At 44.9% G+C, this 16,621-nt stretch carries 11 protein-coding genes and 1 tRNA gene; 2 read left to right on the top strand and 10 right to left on the bottom strand.

From position 1 onward, the window contains the following. Positions 1 to 64 precede the first annotated feature (64 nt). Positions 65 to 136 (top strand) — tRNA-Thr (locus tag QUB56_RS19950). A 65-nt stretch (positions 137 to 201) separates the two neighbouring features. Here the strand turns inward: QUB56_RS19950 and QUB56_RS19945 are convergent. Next, on the bottom strand, positions 202 to 1,116 hold the full coding sequence (locus QUB56_RS19945) for a M23 family metallopeptidase (RefSeq protein WP_332957508.1): 915 nt from the start codon (positions 1,114 to 1,116) through the stop codon (positions 202 to 204). Between the two features lie 316 nt (positions 1,117 to 1,432). Between QUB56_RS19945 and QUB56_RS19940 the strand changes: the two genes are divergently transcribed. Continuing rightward, positions 1,433 to 2,653, top strand: coding sequence for an HhoA/HhoB/HtrA family serine endopeptidase (locus QUB56_RS19940; RefSeq protein ID WP_332957507.1), 1,221 nt, complete (start codon positions 1,433 to 1,435; stop codon positions 2,651 to 2,653). A gap of 313 nt (positions 2,654 to 2,966) precedes the next feature. Here the strand turns inward: QUB56_RS19940 and QUB56_RS19935 are convergent, their stop codons facing one another. The 9 genes from QUB56_RS19935 to QUB56_RS19895 form a co-directional block, all read right to left on the bottom strand. Next, positions 2,967 to 3,314: a DUF760 domain-containing protein gene (locus QUB56_RS19935; RefSeq protein WP_332957506.1), complete on the bottom strand. Its 348-nt coding sequence runs from the start codon at positions 3,312 to 3,314 to the stop codon at positions 2,967 to 2,969. A 42-nt stretch (positions 3,315 to 3,356) separates the two neighbouring features. Further along, a complete protein-coding gene (gene scpB / locus QUB56_RS19930; protein ID WP_332957504.1) occupies positions 3,357 to 3,872 on the bottom strand; it encodes an SMC-Scp complex subunit ScpB in 516 nt (171 codons plus the stop codon). Between the two features lie 374 nt (positions 3,873 to 4,246). Further along, positions 4,247 to 5,098 (bottom strand): ABC transporter ATP-binding protein, encoded by an 852-nt coding sequence (locus QUB56_RS19925; RefSeq protein WP_332957503.1) that lies wholly within the window; start codon positions 5,096 to 5,098, stop codon positions 4,247 to 4,249. 364 nt (positions 5,099 to 5,462) lie between these two features. Continuing rightward, the gene (locus QUB56_RS19920) at positions 5,463 to 6,134 is read right to left on the bottom strand and encodes a hypothetical protein (RefSeq protein WP_332957502.1); all 672 of its coding nucleotides are present in this window, start codon (positions 6,132 to 6,134) and stop codon (positions 5,463 to 5,465) included. A gap of 65 nt (positions 6,135 to 6,199) precedes the next feature. Next, entirely contained in the window at positions 6,200 to 6,451 is a 252-nt protein-coding gene (locus tag QUB56_RS19915; RefSeq protein ID WP_190742582.1) for a TIGR02450 family Trp-rich protein, read from the bottom strand. A gap of 657 nt (positions 6,452 to 7,108) precedes the next feature. Next, positions 7,109 to 7,333: a hypothetical protein gene (locus tag QUB56_RS19910; RefSeq protein ID WP_006635912.1), complete on the bottom strand. Its 225-nt coding sequence runs from the start codon at positions 7,331 to 7,333 to the stop codon at positions 7,109 to 7,111. 2,521 nt (positions 7,334 to 9,854) lie between these two features. Further along, positions 9,855 to 11,324, bottom strand: coding sequence for a sphingomyelin phosphodiesterase (sph, locus tag QUB56_RS19905; protein ID WP_332957500.1), 1,470 nt, complete (start codon positions 11,322 to 11,324; stop codon positions 9,855 to 9,857). Positions 11,325 to 11,552: 228 nt separating this feature from the next. After that, positions 11,553 to 13,436, bottom strand: a complete 1,884-nt coding sequence (locus tag QUB56_RS19900; RefSeq protein ID WP_332957499.1) for an RICIN domain-containing protein — start codon at positions 13,434 to 13,436, stop codon at positions 11,553 to 11,555. 515 nt (positions 13,437 to 13,951) lie between these two features. After that, positions 13,952 to 16,621 (bottom strand): WD40 domain-containing protein (locus QUB56_RS19895; protein ID WP_332957498.1); only part of this gene is annotated, 2,670 nt, incomplete at its 5' end.

Raw genomic sequence — 16,621 nt, 5'->3', positions numbered from 1 at the left:
TAAAAAGTTAAAAATAAAAAGATAAAAAGTTGAAAACTTTTATTTAACATTATTAATTTTTTATGCCCGTGTAACTCAGTGGTAGAGTACCTCCTTGGTAAGGAGGAAGTCACGAGTTCAAATCTCGTCACGGGCTTTTGCTAAATTATGCCATACCTAAAAATAGGATTTGCGGTTGAAGAAGTAATTCCACCGCAAATCCTATTTTTTAACAGCAGCTTGCAAATAAAGCAGCGGGTTTTCAGCAACCCAGCCTAAACCCGAATTGTACCGAACTTCAAAATGCAAATGAACTTGGGCAATGTCCGGTTTTCCCGTCATCCCGACTGTTCCCAAAACTTCTTTAAACTGGACTTTTTGACCGACTTTTACGGCAATATCTTTCAGATGAGCGTAGCGCGTTTGCTTCCCCGCATGATGGTTTACGACCACTAAATTCCCGTAATCTCCCTGCCGCCCGGCAAAGGCGACAGTTCCCTCGCCCGTTGCTAAAACCTGCGTACCCTCCGACGCCAAAAAATCTACGCCGCTGTGGAAAAAAAACTCGCGGCGCATAGGATGGAATTGCCGCCCGTAACCCAAAGCTTCAACCGCTGCAGCGGGTAGGGGAAATCCTTGCACCGATGGCGTTGCATCGGGATTTGCAGAAGACTCTCGCGACCTATTCACCGCAGGCACAAACACGGTTTGTCCCAAAGGCCTGCACCCATTCGCCTCAAATAGCAAATCTGCGCGCACTTTGTAAGCTTCTGCCAGTTTTTGCCAATTCCAGCCCGCAGGCACTTCTACCTCGATGCCACTGTATGGAGGAATCACGATCGCACTTCCGGCAGATACTCGACCTCCCCGCAACATCGGATTTATGCCGATCAGCGCCGCAGGATTCACATTGTACTGCCGCGCGATGCTTTCTATTGTTTCGCCCTGGGCCGCTGTGTGGCGGCGCAACCGAGACATAGCCGGACTCGGGCAATCGCGGCCGGGGTCGGGGTTTTCTACAGGTGTACCTGAGGGAAGATTTGCAGGTGCGGCTTCGGTATAATCCGCCGTTTTCCCAACGGGCGCGATGGACCAAAGTAGTGCAGAAATCAGCGGTAATAAGCGTTTAAAAATCATTACGTACAGAAAAAAGTATTCATTTCGGACTATTGACAATTGTCTAACCGAGTGGGGGGGTGCATATTTGCAAGCTCTAGCCGCCCCCCAAACTGTAAATCCCAGGCTAAGCCAAGTTAGGATGAGAATTATTAGTTTTAGTCGCTCTTGGAAAATCAGGCAAAAATTGCCTGTGATGCCTATCAGCGCCTGCCTGTTAACAGCTATGTTCTTGAGGAAGCGGTACGCCCCGCCCCGCTTCCTTCACGTCGCCAAGACAAAAATGCTTGATTGGGAACCTGTCTGCGGGGATGAGGTATTTAGCGGGAGTTATTAAATGAGTTTATCTTTTAAGCAAACGACCCTTTATGTGACTTTGCTGTCTATAGGGGGAGGCGTGGGATGGTTGGGGAATCGCTATCTGCAAGGCTCGAACAATCTGGAAACCGGATTGGTTTTGCCAGTAGTGCGCCAGCAAATCCCCCCCTATGCGTCTCCTCCAGTTCTGGAAAATCGGGCGGTCGATCGCAGCAATCCCAATTTTATTGCTGAAGCAGCCGAAAAAGTAGGCCCTGCTGTAGTGCGGATTGACGCATCGAGTAAGGTGGCGAATCAAGTGCCCGAAGCATTCAAAAATCCTTTGTTTCGTCGGTTTTTTGGGGAGAATTTGCCGCAGCCGGAAGAACGAGTCAAGAGAGGTACGGGTTCGGGGTTTATTCTCACTCCTGACGGCCGCATCGTTACTAATGCTCACGTTGTCTCCGGGACGGATACTGTCAAGGTGACGCTCAAAGACGGCCGCGAGTTTGAGGGTAAGGTGCAGGGAGTCGATCCGCTGACGGATGTCGCTGTGGTTAAGATTAATGCTAAGGAACTGCCGCAGGTGGCTTTGGGCCGATCGGACAATATTGTACCGGGACAGTGGGCGATCGCGATCGGCAATCCTTTAGGTCTCGACAATACCGTGACTGTGGGCATTATCAGCGCTACAGGTCGATCGAGTTCCCAAGTCGGCATCCCCGACAAGCGAGTCCGCTTCATCCAAACCGACGCCGCCATCAACCCCGGCAATTCTGGCGGGCCGCTACTCAATGACCAAGGCGAAGTAATTGGCATCAACACCGCTATCCGCGCGGATGCTCAGGGCTTGGGATTTGCAATTCCGATCGAAACCGCCAAACGAGTTTCCGATCAGTTATTCGCCAAAGGTAAAGCCGAACATCCCTATCTCGGCATTCAAATGGTCAGCTTGACTGCAGCCACCAAGGCCGAACTCAATAAACAGCTCGATAATAATAAAATTACCCTCGATCGAGGCGTAGCCGTGACGCGAGTCGTGGAAAATTCCCCCGCTCAAAAAGCGGACTTGCGCGCCGGAGATGTCATTCAAAAAGTTGACGGAATTGCGGTGAACACTCCTGGGGACGTGCAAGAACGGGTGGAAAGCACTGTTGTGGGCAAAGAACTAGAAGTGGAAATTAACCGTTTGGGTCAAGTTCAGATAGTTAAAGTACGTCCGGGTGCTTTTCCCCTATCGGGTAGCCCCACGGGTGGGTAATACCATTTTCGATTTTCGAAAATCGATTTTCGATTAAAGAATTGGGGATTAGTTACTGCATAAGGATTTGGAGCTTACCTACCGTTGCATTATTTTGGGAAACTGGTATTAGTTGCAAACGGTGGAGGATGAAAGATGAATCTGATGGTTTATAGTCCTGGACCTAGCAACCCGGTATTTTCACCAAAACCCTAGGTGTAGGGCGAGGGATAGCCGGTTAAAAACCCGGTTTCTTAATTCCCTGTGCCTCCAGGACTGTTTATTTTTTTTGAACAACTTTCATCTTTCTGGCTTCCCCAACCCCTCGATCTTTTTACTTGTCTTTGGGAGAGTTTGGTTGAATCGAGCTAGTGCTTGCTAAATTTTCTTCTAGGTGCATCCTCTGCTCCATTTGTCTCAGAAAATAGCCTGTCATCATCGCTGAAGCTAGCAAACCTGCTAAGTTTTCGCGGTTCGTGGTAATTTCGACGTTAAAATGTTCTGAAGGCAAGACGCCGACAAGTCCTTGAACGTTATGAGAGATAATTTCTCTGATTTCTGGGCTGGCGGACTTGGCGATGTGGGCTAGAACCTCCGGGGATTGGTGTTGGAGGTACTTCAGCAGTGGATTGACTGCGGTTTGTTGCGCATTGGAATTGTCAAAGTCAGGGTGAAAAACCATTTGGCGATTCTTAATTTCTGGCTTGTTACATTGTACTTTAAACTACTCGTCTTTGCTTGGGTACAAATTTGCCTGGAAGTCAATTTGCAATTGTTTTGGCAGTTGGTCTACTTGAAAGTACCGATGAAATTTATCGGTAACTTGTAACCAATACGATCGCCCCTCACTCGGTCGCCGTTTGCGGACGAAACCCATTTCTACAAGTTCCTGCACCTGTTGGTAAGCTCCTGAACCTCGCAAGTTAACTAAGTCTGGCTGAGCGATGCCGCCTTTGAGGGCGATCGCCGCCAGCGTTCGCAAAGCTCCAACACCTAATTCTGGAGGTATTAAAGTTTGCATTAAACTGGCAAACTCTTCTCGGAGTTGCAGGCTGTATCCCGTGGGGGTTTCTACGACTTCTAATGCACTGTCGCGGCGGGATGAGTCAGACATGAGTTCGATGATGGCGTCTTCCACTTCGGCTCGATCGCACTTGGCAATCTCGGCAATCTCTGCTATTGAGACCGGCTGACCTTTTAGGTAAAGTATGGCTTCTATTGTTGTGGCTAAGCGAGTCATTGGGGAATTAGTAATTAGAAATTGGGACGTTAAAGTTCGGAAACGAGCAGTGTACGGGATTTAACGGATGGATGTTGAGGGAATAAGTCAAGGGTGAACAAAGAAGAAGGAATCAGCACCAAAAAAACTCTCCGTCTATCCGCGACTTCCCGATCGTGAATCAAGGGAATCTGTAAAAAACCTTCTCATTACACAATAGATTGATAGTATGGGTTATTTATCAAAAAAACAAAACTCTTTCTGTTTTCATTTTTTGATTTTAATCCTAGGATTATTGATTAATAATTTTGCCGTTTTAATCACCGCTTGGGGAATCTAAAATCTAAAATCTAAAATCTAACATCCCAGGACTGCTATTAGCAATTACTGATTGCTCAATCTAATTGTCTGCCAGTTAGTTCTACAAAAATATCCTCTAAATTAGAAGGACGAACCATCATCCCCGTCTTATCATCTTTGGCATCCAGATATAAATTAGCTTCTTCCAGAGTAGGGAAAAACTTGTATTCCCAGCGATCGCCTATTTGTTTCATCACTAACCCTTGGCCGTGTAGCTGCCGCAGTTGGGCCAACGTTCCCAGTTGAATTAACTTGCCGCCGTCCATAATGCCGATGCGATCGCACAAATACTCCACCTCATCCATATAATGCGTTGTTAACAGCATTGTCATTCCCTGCTTGTTCAAATCTAAAATTATTTCCCACAATCGGCGCCGCGTTTGCGGGTCTAACCCTACAGTCGGTTCGTCCAAAAATAAGATTTGCGGCTCATGCAAAAGTGCTCGGGCAATTTGCAACCTCCGCTTCATTCCTCCCGACAAAGTTTTTACTAAGTCGTCTCGCCTTTCTGCTAATTCTACATATCCCAACCACTGTTTAATTAACTGTTGCCGTTTCGGGTTTGGGATGTGGTGCATCCGCCCGTGAAACTCCATATTTTCCCATACTGAAAGCTCAGTATCGACGCTGATTTGTTGAAGTACGACGCCTATAGACTGTTTCACTTGCAAGCTTTGCCGCATCACGTCATATCCAGCTACCTGGATTTGACCGCTGCTGGGCTTAGTCAGGGTAGTCAGCATCCGAATTGTGGTCGATTTGCCGGCACCGTTGGGGCCTAGGAGACCGAACATTTCTCCGGCTTCAATGGTGAACGAAAGGTCATTGACAACGGGGATTTTGTTGTAAATCTTGCAGGCGTTTTGCAGGGAAACAGAGACAGGCATAGGTATTTCGGTATAATTTACTGGCAACAAAGCTCTTTCTTCTCAGTCATATCATGTCCGGTAAATTAACCACAACACTTGTTGCGGCTAGTTTCACCAACAATCGGTAATTCACATCCACAATATTTATAAACCCGCCCCAACCGGGCGACAAAATTTTATAACGGGCAATTCAACAAACATGATATCATTCCTGGACGCAGAAGCCGGGTTCGATCTAGTAAAATATCTGGTGATATTCATCGGTACTGACAGCAGAAAAACCTAGTTTATCTGCTATGTGTGGACGATTTTTTTAGTGTAACTAATCAGAGTGTCATCTGCAGGTAGAAAAATGATTTTTTTTACAGCTTGCACCACCCACTTATTGCGGTTGAGTTAAGTCGGGTTTCAATTCCAGCATCCGGCTGTCTAATTTGCGCGCTGCTTCGCTAATCGTGATAGTCGGTTTAGTGCCGTCGAGATACATGATCGCCATAAAACTTCCTATTTTTCCCCGCCGAAACAGCGCGAGTTCGACATTCATGGTTACACCTTGTATTTTTCCTTGAGTGGTCCACCCAGCCGATACCTCGCCAATCTTGTCTTCTAAGGTTAAAGCGCTAAGATTAGCAAACTGAAATTCCTTGTTACTACTTTTTAAACCTTGGGAGAACTGTTGTGCAAAACTCCCTTCACGGATTTCCGCATCAAATTTAGCTCGATCGAGCCGATTGGGCAGTTGCGCTGTAAATCCTGTGACTACTTGAAACTGCTGGTCATCGTTCTTGTAATAACCAAACACGCTTGCTGGTTTAAAGTTAGGGATACCGCTGACTAGGTTTTTGAGAGTGGCAGGTGGCATCTCTGTAAAACCTGGTGGCAAATTCTGTAAAGTCAGGACTAGGCCGGACAAGTCCGCTGCCGGCTCAGGAATATCTGCTGACAAAATATTGCTGCGATCGATCGCCTTAGTTGCGATCGACACTTGGCAAAATCCACCGCCCAATGCAGCACTAATTAGCAAACACACCAATAACCCAACTTTTTTTTTCATTATTTTACCCTGTTGCTATTACTCATTACCCATGCCTACCTCACTCTACCCCACAGCGCTGTCTTTTAGTCTGCTGTTTCTAATTCCTCTAATTCTTGCGTAGACTGCCATCCAGCTTGCCAGAGCGATCGGTCTTTGAGCTGTGCGGCGTTCAGCCAGAAACGGACATTGGGATCGCAAGCCGCCACCATTTCTGCAAATACCCATTTACCTTCGTTTTTTCGGTTGACTACTTGAAAGTGCCGCCACCCCCAAGTTTTTTGGTGTGAAGTCCATCGCGAACCAACTAAATAAGGAAATTTTTGTTTTTTCGGCACAGTATTTTGGTTGACAAATATATTAGAAAGCAAGTTAAGGTAATAACTCCTTCTGTTCGATCGTATTAATACCCTATCAAAACTCGTCAAATCCTATCCCCCTATCCCCTTCTCCCCCTATCCCCTTCTCCCCCTCCCCTCTCAAACATAACAAACAATATAGAGGCGCTGCAGCTTACATGAGAGTTCACCTAAACTCTATCTCCAAGTAGATGCGTTTATTGTAAGTTGCAGTACATTCGCTTCCTGGTTCAAAAGTAAGGGCAGTTCAATGACTGCCCCTGTAATTAGTTATACCTATTGAATAGGGATGATTTTTCACTCGATCCACAAATAGGAAATTTATGCAGCACGAGCTAAATCGTGAATCTCAAATCTAAAAGCAAATAACCCTGGTTATAGTTGTGCACAATAATCCGTTCAGTGAAACTTACTCAAATCTACTTTTCGAGCAGGTTTGACGTTCACTTCCTGCTTCTGGCAAGGCGGTCACCCGCTTCTTGTCTGCAGGCGTCTTTTCGAGCTCAACTCTCCCTACAAACATTTTTTCAATCTTAATCGTGTTTCATTGATCCTGTACAGCTCAATAAAAAAACACTTTTAGGCAAGATTGACTAATTTTTTTGATTCTGTTGCTACCCCTTGATTACTTCCTTGTTAAGGCTTTTGGCCCGATAAATCCAGAGGAAGTTGGGGAAGCCGGAGCCGAACCGCATTTGTTTGCAGCCAGAGAGTTATGGCGTGCTTCCGCTGCGGAGTCACGTACTCTCCCGGCCTGATCACGCCAGCACAGACGCCGATGTTTTTAATAAGGGTTTCTCGCTCCGATGAACTTGCACCCTGTAGCAACCTGACTTGGGCTTTGATAAAATCCACGTTCATAGCTGAAAGTAAAAGTAAGTAAAGAACTCAGTTAAATAGCGATGCTTTGGTTTCGATTGTAACTCTAAAACCACTTGGTAGGAATCAAATTGATTCAACCTCCCCTGGATGGGGATCGAGGCGTCTAGAGCTAGCCAACTTTATTTACTTTATCTGTTTTTGCTAACAAAAGTGTCACTATGCTACCAGTTTTGGCAGAATTCTTCATAGTTAAGAACTGTTACAAATTTGGTTCGCTTCCGACAATACGGCAGAGTTTAGTGCTAACGCTACTTTCCTGAACTCAAAAAGTTCAGCATTCTCTCCAGCTCCTTGCCTTCCTAGGTTTTACCCTCCCCGATTGGGAAGGGATCGCCCCTGTTAATATTCCTCTTCGATCGCCCCTCTTAACATTCAGACACAACCACCTCACCCTATTGATTTAGATCTGCCGTATGTCTAGCTGTGGACTATAACTTTAGGAATACGTGTTGTTACCTGGGCTACCATAAGCGAGCAAGTTTTTATTCTTGTTTCTCAATGATATATTTTTTTTCTTTTCTGGCAAAGCCCTGATTTGTGTTAATTAAGGCAGCTTTGTAATGTCCGCGCCAATGAAGACTCGCAGCTTGCGAATTTAAATATTTTGCGCTGTGTGGCGCTGAATCTGTTTTCTTAATTCATTGGGGGCGATCGCTCCTCGGCTAGCATTGCCAGTAACGGCTCATTTTGTATAATTAATAACATATCGGTAAATGCTAAGAATTTACAAACAGCACAAGTTTAAACAGTCTTCCATCCGTCGATCGATCCTAATAGCCCAAAGAGAGGGGTAAAACAAATCAACTCTGCATACCAGCGTAGTCAATTCGATTTTGCCTTCCCACTTTTCGTGTGATAGCAATTACAGCAGTTCGTGCTGTTATGAGGTACAGTATCAGCAATTAGCTTTCCCAATTTCTTAGATGTTGAAGATTCATGTTTATTGAGGGCAAGTGCAATGATTAATACAATCATGTACATGGTAGTGAGAGCGAAAAAAAATGAGTGGTGACAACCCTTATTCAAGGTGATTAAAATATGAGAGACTATAGAATAAAGAAATAAAAATTGCACCTAAAGTTTCAATTATTGGCAAAATTAATGCTAGTTTAGGTTCGCGTAATTCCTCGATCGATACTACCGATATGATCCCTATTTTAAGACATAAAAAATTTCAATAAATACGACAATTCCAGCTCATTTATAGAACATCTTATGTCATTAATTGCCATAGTTTGTTGAAACTAATTGCGCCAATAGCTGTGAATGAGTGCGTCTCCATAAAATGGTTTTAGTTCTGAAACTATTGTCATCGGCTGTGAACGGGCATGAGTTATTGAAGCTGACTCATACAGCCTATTCCACGTTGATAAAGTACGCAAGTCAAGCCTTCAATCGCTGTAGGGAAACGGCACTGCCGTGTCCTCTATCGAAAGCTATGTACCTTACTGTGAACGGGCATGAGTTATTGAAGCTGACTCATACAGCCTATTCCACGTTGATCAAGTACGCAAGTCAAGCGTTCAATCGCTGTAGGGAAACGGCACTGCCGTGTCCTCTATCGAAAGCTATGTACCTCACTTACCTAAAAAATGCTGTATGTGTTTTAATCGGTAAAATCAAATTTTATACTCTCGGCGATCGCACTATCGTTTTTTATTTAGGGGAGGTTTATTTATCGCTAACTTCACTAGGCATTGTTCAGTCTTTTAGATAGACGATAAATAGATAAAGTTGTTAGATTTATGTATATTTATATTGCTGTCAGCCACAAAACTCACAATTAGTGGATTTTGTCCATAATCTAAATGGGTAATTTCATTCCCAAACTAGAGCTAAAGGTTGGTTCCCAGAGGCGCGATGACGAATTACCGTATCCCCTACCAGAAATTAGGGGTCAGAGCCTCGTCATAAGCTTGACGACTTGAGTTTTATTTTTTATCCAGTCGGAAAACTTTTAAAAAGTTTCCATTTTTCATCTTGATAGTATGGTATATTAATATAATAATACAAGATGAGTTTGGCTTCACATAAAAAAAATGTTAAAGTTAATCATACTCCCCTTTAACGAAGCAAGAGAATTGAAATTTGTATCAAGTGTAAGAGTGAAGGCAGCTTGATACATGGGGAAGGACTCGCCACACAAATACCGTTTGCCCCACGGGAATTTAAGCTTGAGGAGTGTCCAGAAAGAGAAAGTATACTCGGTTCGACGGGAAGCAACTAAGGGCCCGATCGCCCCAAGAGTCATCTCGCTTAAAGGCAGGTGAGTGTCAAATCAAACTAATCACCACTCTCACCTATGACTAAAATGGTTGAAACGCTTTAAGTGGTAGACAGTTGCTGTACCCGATCGATAAACGGTCGATCGCACCCTTGATTTTCCAGCCATACGATCGAACACGGCCGCGATCGCATTCCTATCCCTAAAATTCAATCAAAACAACTGTAGGTAGGGTAGAGCTACCCCTCTACCCTACCTACCAGCGATCGCAGTACTTCAGCTAGGATAGTGCAAGTTAGACAACCACTTTTGATATTCATGGGGTTGGGAGACGCTCACCACAAACTTTTGATCGTTGCCAACACTCCCAGACCAGAGGAAGAGGTGGTCCTGCCAAGAACCCTTAGGCCAGCGCTTGACATATTTATCTTTGAATCCAGCTAATGTGTCTGTATCTTTAAATGCCACAGTATCGCCGTCTTCCAGGCAACTGCCACTGCCATTGATAATTTCTAAACGCAAGCGGTTGGAGGGATCGCCCTCCTTAGGGTAGTATCCGCCCGTGCCTGTACCAAGACCGTACCAGTTCCAGTAATAGCCCGGATAGTATAGAGACTCTACCTTGACGTAGTCTTCCGAGCTAATGCAGGAGCTGCTGGGGTAATACCAATTAGATAAGTTGAAGTGGGTTTTGCCTTCACTTGAACTGTCAGCCTGGATTGTCAGCCAGCCATCTTTCTCTGAAGAATCAACTTGAACGTAGCGATTGTTGCCGACGTTTTTCAAGGTGATGTAGCCATAGGGTTTATTAATTGCCTTGAAGCTTTGGGTTGGCGTTTTGTCATCAGCATAGGCAAAGGCGGCAACTGGATAGTGATCGGAATAGTCCTTGTACTCATAGAGTTCACCTACAGACTCAACCCTCCATCTTGGGGAAGGCACATCCAACGCTTGATTGTGCCAGAAGCTTGGTTGAGCGTGTTTTTTGGCAACTAGGATGTAATCTAAGTATTCCGCCGGTAATGTTGGGTAGTTGTCGTTGGCAATACCATTAGTTGCTGGGTCCCATGTTGCCGTCCAACCAGCATAGGCATTTGGGGCATTAGCCTCCAAATCAGTTAACATGGTAGAGTATTCGCTGCGGTTGTTGCGATTTACATTTAAGTCGCCACCAATGAAGATGATTTCATTTGAGGGAATATTCTTATCCTCAATAAACTTCTTGATTGTCCTGAATTGTGACCTACGAATTTCGGCAGCTTTACCGCTCCCACACAAACTATCTTCAGCTTGAGTATGAGTGCCGATGACGTGGTAGAAGCGTCCCTCTTTGTTTACCTTGACGTACACAAACCCTTTATTGGCTGTTGCATCAAAACCACAGCCTCTATCAAAGACATACTGCACTTTTTGCTCAATCGGCCAGCGGCTAACAACGGCAACACCACCATCTTCAACCTTGCCATCAAAGACTTCTCCATAATTCAATGTCCCATCCCAACCATCTTGACTGCGACCAAGGACTGGAGTTTGATGGGGGTATTTACCTTTTAGCCCTGAAAGTAGCTGATCTGATGCAGGGTTGTCAAAAGCTTCTTGTAAAATTACCACATCATAGCCTTTGATATAGTCGGCTTGGGCGATTAGATCAGCACGCTGGGCTTGCCCCCAGTTGGTCACAGGCAACATATAGACGTTATGCGACAATAGCTTAAAATCATCGGGATAGTTATTGGTCTGAGCCAAAGCTCTGTTTCCTGAGAAAGGGGGTAGAAACAGAAGAAGGAAGGTCAACGTCAACAATGTGGCAGCTAACGCTACCCTTTTCAACAAGTTATTCATGGTTCAATTCCAAAAGCTTCCAAGATCAGCGTTCACACTGACTAAGGGGTTAAAGGAATATTGATTGGGTTTCGCTGTCGCTTAACCCAACCAACAATTCTTTCAAGGGTTAGTTAGTCAACTTGACTGCACCTATTGCACTCTCCATTTTTGGTTATCATTGCCAGTCCGTTGATATTGCAGAACGTTAACTCCATTGCCTGTGCCGCTTTCGCGAACATCCAGCACTTTCTCACTATTTTTGTTGACGATGTAGGTATAGCCCTCCCCAGCATCTTCAAATTTCCATTTTTGGGCATTGGTATTATTCAGATCCCATTGCCGGACATTTGCTGAATTTTCTGTGCTACCACCCTCAACCTCTAGCGCTTTTCCGGTTTTGTTGATGATGTAAAAATAGCCGTCCCCAGCATCTTGCAAGCGCCATTGTTGGGCTTGGCTGTAGTTCCGCTCCCATTGCTGGACATTAGCTCCCCTTGCGCTGCTGGCATTATCAACATCCAGTGCTTTTCCACTGTGTTTTGCGACAATTTCTACATAGTAAGGCACAGGGAAAGGCAGGTAAAAATCAAAATTTTTTGTGTGTAAGTATTCGTTATGAGCAACATCACAGTTACAGCCAAAGAAGTTGCAGTTGTTAGTAATCCATGATTGAATTGCGCGAACTTTCAGTGTATTCCGCACCTTTAGCCGAGAATTATTGCGACGAACAGAGTCGTTGACTTTCCAGAGCCAGTGGTTAACTGGTTGAAAGGTGTTGTGGGAAATGTTTACCGCATTGGAAATGCTGTTTACGCAACCATCTTCCACGCCATAAACACGAGGGATCTCGTAGACCCAATGTGGATTATTGCCGTTGTCGTTAGATTTGTTATTTATTTTTACATCAGGAATGTCAAAGGTAGTACTGTTGGAAATGCTTATCCCTCCCTGAATGCCAATGCTCGCATTTGGACCATTTGTTGCATCTGCTCCTACATTAACGCTCCCACCAATATTCCAGGTAATACCGCTGGTAACTGACCTCTGACCGGTTGTTGTCCCAGGGCTTGAGTGGATCATAGTTACTGCACTAGAGTTGTTTTCATACCCACCCGGTTTTGCCTCCAGTTCGTAAGAGTCTACATACAAACTTTGCTCCCGGTCACTCTTGGTGTCATAAAGTACAGAAGGATTTAACACAGCCATTTGTTCTATATAAAACCAACTTTCTCTTGTGTCTTGTACGTAACACGAGTAAGCAAAAGATGTGACTTGAAAGTTGGCTGTGCCCATCGTCCAACCCCAGGGATAATTAGCTTCATGCACGAACGCTGATGCGAGTTGAACCAAATTATTTTGAGCTTCACTCTTTAGTTCTCGTATTCTTGCCGACTGCGCTTCACCATACTCCTCCATGACAGACTGAGATCGGGTTTTTCCGGAAGCATCAACAGTAAGCCATTGCAGGACTTGTCCTGCTCGTTGAGCAACACTTTCTGGCGAATCCAGAACCATCGTTGCTTCCTTGTTTTTACCTGTCGGCTGTGATGCCGTATCTACCCGAACAGAAGACTCACGTTGAGTGCCATCGTCAAATCTGTGTATAGTCTGTTGATAGGTTTCGACTTCGGTTGGGTTGACTGGAGGGTAGAAAGTGGATTGCCATACCACTCTATCCTTGTCTTTGTGAACTGCATAAGCTTCCAGGTAGGTAAAATCATCTCCAACAGAGTCTGGTACATCAGGCCCCAACAGGTTGGTAAATTGACGAATTTGGTTTCTCTCAACATTGAGCAAAGCAAGTGGAGTGCCCGAGTTAAAAGCTTTCTTGATGGCTTCAGTTTCTTGCTCATTCAAACTTGCAACGTATTCTCCAGCAATGATAATTGGCGTTCCCTGAGTGTCTTTGACAAGGCTTCGGGTTTCACCAGCTTTGGATGTAATTTCGTCTGCTAAGGCTCCCTTAAGTTGACCAAGAACAGTAAATTCACTACTGATTCCTTTCTCTTTTAAGTTAGAACTTGAACTTGACATAGAAACTGCCTTTTTTTAGTTTTGACAACATATCAATTATTCAGTTCTTTAGCTCAACACGAAATAGATAAAGTTGGTATGCTTGTGTAAAGTTATATTGCTATGAGTCCCAAAATTCACAATTAGTTGCTTTTGTCAATATACTAAATTAGCCAATTAATGCCCCAACTAGAGCTAAAAGTTGGTTACATGAGGCGCGATCGCGAATTACAGATACTAATTCAAGAGCGGAAGAAGAAAAAAGTTGTTAGTAGGAATTACAGAGCGACAAAAAGCAAAAATTGTGAGGCTCAGGGGAGCTGAATGACTAATGTCCCTGAACGTTGCGATCGGGCGATCGCTCACGGCTGCTGTGCGATCGCACATCTATATATCGGTTCTCACGATTGATAGAGTACATAAACAATGTAGAAACACAACATATCGTGCCCCTACCCTGTAGTGCGATCGCCCGCGCCAAAGTTTGACAGTGTAATCCAAGCAGGCAGTTGCTATAGTCGAACTATCTGGACTGTCTATTGGGGAGAGCGATCGCACAAATGCCTGTCCTCTTCCTTCACATCAGCATTCGTCCGCAAATAATCCCGCACCCAGTCGCAACCATACTTGAGAAAATCGAGCTGGAAAATTCGCTCTAAATTCCATAAAATTGCAGTTCTATCCTGACTGGCTGAAGCGACTAACTTCCCATCAGGGCTAAATGTCACTCCGAACACCCCATCACTGTGTCCCGTTAAAGTTTCAACTTCTTTACCGTCGTACCTCCAAAGTTTGACAGTGCCGTCAAAACTTGCCGAGGCGATTAACTTTCCATCAGGGCTAAATGCCACTGCGAACACCCCATTTTTGTGTCCCTTCAAGGCTCTGATTTCTGTACCGTCGCGCCGCCAAAGTCTCACCATGCTATCCATCCCTGCTGAAGCTAGAGTCTTGCCATCAGGGCTAAATGCGACTCCAGCCACCTGACGGCGATGGCTTTTTAAGGTGTGTAGAAGCTTGTAACTGGGCTTTCCAGAGGCGATCGCACCATCCCACTGCCAAAGTTTGACAGTGCCGTCCACACTACCAGAAGCAATGAGCTTTCCATCGGGACTAAAGGCAACTCCGTTAATGTAATCGGTATGTCCTTTGAGAGTTGCCAATTGGGTACCGTCAATCCTCCAGACTTTGACCGTTTTGTCCTCACCCACCGAGGCGAGTGACTGCCCATCTGGATGAAAATCAACGGCGAAGACTCTGCCTTGATGTCCAGTAAAAGTTTTGAGTAAAGTTCCGTCGAGTCGCCACAATCGAACAGTGCTGTCATAACCGCCTGTAGCAATCGTGTCTCCCTTTGGGCTGAAATCTACTCCGAAAACTTTATCAGCTTGTTTGGGAAAAGTGCGAATTAAGCTACCATCAAGCCGCCAAAGTTTAACGGTATTGTCGCGGCTGGCGGTGGCAATTGTCTTACCATCAGGACTAAATTTGATGGTGTAAATTGATGCTTGATGTCCGTTAAGAGTCTTGAGCAAACTATCATCAAGTTTCCAAAGTGCGATCGGACCATCCCAACTGGATGAGGCGAAGATTTGCCCGTCAGGACTCCAAGCCAATCCAGAGACAACATCCTTAGCGACTGGCAGGGTTTTTACCAGAGTCCCGTCAAGCTGCCAAAGTTTGACTGTTCTGTCAAGACTTGCCGATGCAAGCAAACCACCTTGAGGGTTAAAAGCGATTTTGCCTACTGCATCGCTGTGTCCAGTTAGGGTTTGGACTAAAGTTCCATCAAGGTGCCAAAGTTTGACCGTTTTATCCCAACTTGCCGAGGCGATGAGATTTCCTTGAGGACTGAAGGCAACATTCTTGACTCTATCCGTGTGTCCCGTCAGGGTTCTGATCAGTTGACCGTCTGTACTCCAGAGTTTGATGGTTTTATCTTTAGAAGCAGATGCAATAATTTGACTGTCCGGGCTCAAGGCAACGCTGTCAACTTCATCTGTATGCCCGGTGAGAGTTCTCAGTAGTTTTCCGTCTGTAGTCCAGAGTTTAATGGTTTTATCTTTAGAAGCAGATGCAATAATCTGATTGTTAGGAGCGATCGCTACTTGTGTAACCTCTTTGGTATGTCCTTTTAATGTCTGCAACAAGGTATAACTAGGCTCGACCTTTAGTGAATTTGTACTTTTTTTGCGCCAAATTTTAACTGTGTTATCCCCAGAACCAGAAGCAATTAGATCGCCTCTGGGGCTAAATCTAACTCCCCAAACCGCCTTGTCGTGCCCTTGAAGCGTCCCCAGCTTTGTACCGTCTTTTTTCCAAAGATCGATCGTTTTGTCGGCAGAAGCTGAGGCAATGAGTTCGCCATCAGGGCTAAAAGTTACATCATTCACCACATTGTTATGCCCCAATAAGTGGTTATACTCAACTGCTCCATAAATAGCTTGATGGAGAACTTCTTTAACTGAGCCTTCGAGCTCTGGTTCTACACCACCTAATTTTTGCAGTTGTCGCTTTGCTCTGATGGCTTGTATTAATGCGTCTAATTTTTGATTTGAGGCGAATAGCGCTTCGGAAGATTGAGCGATCGCTTTTATTTCGCTGACAGCAGTTTGTCGATACTGAACATAAACCTCTAGCCCCAATGCACAGGCTAGAATTAATGCCATACTTACTCCTAAAAGCAAAAGCCTTTGCCGCCTATAACTTTTTTTCTCTAGTGCTAACCTTTTTTGTTCCTCTGCCAGTCGCGCTTCCACTTCTTTGAGCCGTTCTGCTTCTAGAGTTTGCTGCATTTCCCGCCTATCCAATTCGCCAGAAGCCGCTAAAAATTGATAGTCCAAATCGCTCAAACTTTTACCTTGCGCCCACATTTGAGCGTCTTTTAAGGCTTGTCCGCGCAAGAGGCGGGAATTATCCTGTTGCCCAGAAGCTACCCAAGCATCAAACACCTGCGAGTAAGGGCGCAATGCCGCTAATTTTTTTTCAGCCCATTGGAGATTAAATACTTGTTGATAGATGCGATTTTTTACCTTTAATATTCCCTCGTCTCTAACTACTAAGCCACTAAGTAACAATTCAATCTGTTCTTGACTATCATCACTTTTTATTTCAATTTCTTGCAAAATCTTTTGATAAATGCCGAGAATTCTACCAGCCCGCTGACCGTTACGTTCAATGCGATCGCGAATCGTTCTCAGGTGTTC

It is taken from the genome of Microcoleus sp. AR_TQ3_B6, from assembly GCF_036702785.1.
GTDB lineage: Bacteria > Cyanobacteriota > Cyanobacteriia > Cyanobacteriales > Microcoleaceae > Microcoleus.
This window is presented reverse-complemented; position numbering and strand designations above follow the sequence as displayed.